The organism is Halomonas sp. AOP43-A1-21, assembly GCF_052376775.1.
GTDB classification, from domain to species: Bacteria; Pseudomonadota; Gammaproteobacteria; order Pseudomonadales; family Halomonadaceae; genus Vreelandella; species Vreelandella colorata.
Window position 1 is genome coordinate 1 of record NZ_JBQSWC010000106.1, and the last position, 487, is coordinate 487.

General features: G+C 50.1%; 1 protein-coding gene. It reads left to right on the forward strand.

Translation table 11 applies throughout. The features are described 5' to 3' along the window. Positions 1-302, forward strand: a 302-nt coding sequence (locus ACT3R7_RS20755) for a transposase (RefSeq protein WP_496199471.1), incomplete at its 5' end; no start/stop codon positions are given. Positions 303-487 lie beyond the last annotated feature (185 nt).

Sequence of the window (487 nt, forward strand, 5' to 3'; positions counted from 1 at the left end):
ACCCGAGCTCTGCCGACCACCGCAACGGCGCAGGGCGACAAGTGTCTTTTATTGTCGAGAACAACCGCTTACCCAATTACACTGACTGGATGAAGCACCGAGTTGATAGCCCGAAGGGCAAAGAGATTTACAGCCATCGCATGTCAGTTGTAGAGCCGGTGTTCGGCAATATTGGCACAACGAAAAGACTGAACCGCTTCAGCCTTCGAGGTAAGAAAAAGGTGCAAGGCCAGTGGCAGCTCTACTGCTTAGTGCACAATATTGAGAAGTTAGCGAATTATGGCCACATGGTTGCGTCATGAAGGGCTATGAGCGGGATAAGTTGCGCTTAAGAGCAAAAGGCCGTCTTCAGCAAGCTTTAGCTGGCCGCTCAAGTGGCTAAATGCCGATACTAAGATTACTCAGCCATATACCCGGCTGGGTAAATGAATAAGGACAAAAGGCGGTAGAGGTGGCTCGAAATCGGGTTTTTCTACAGCCTCGTTAG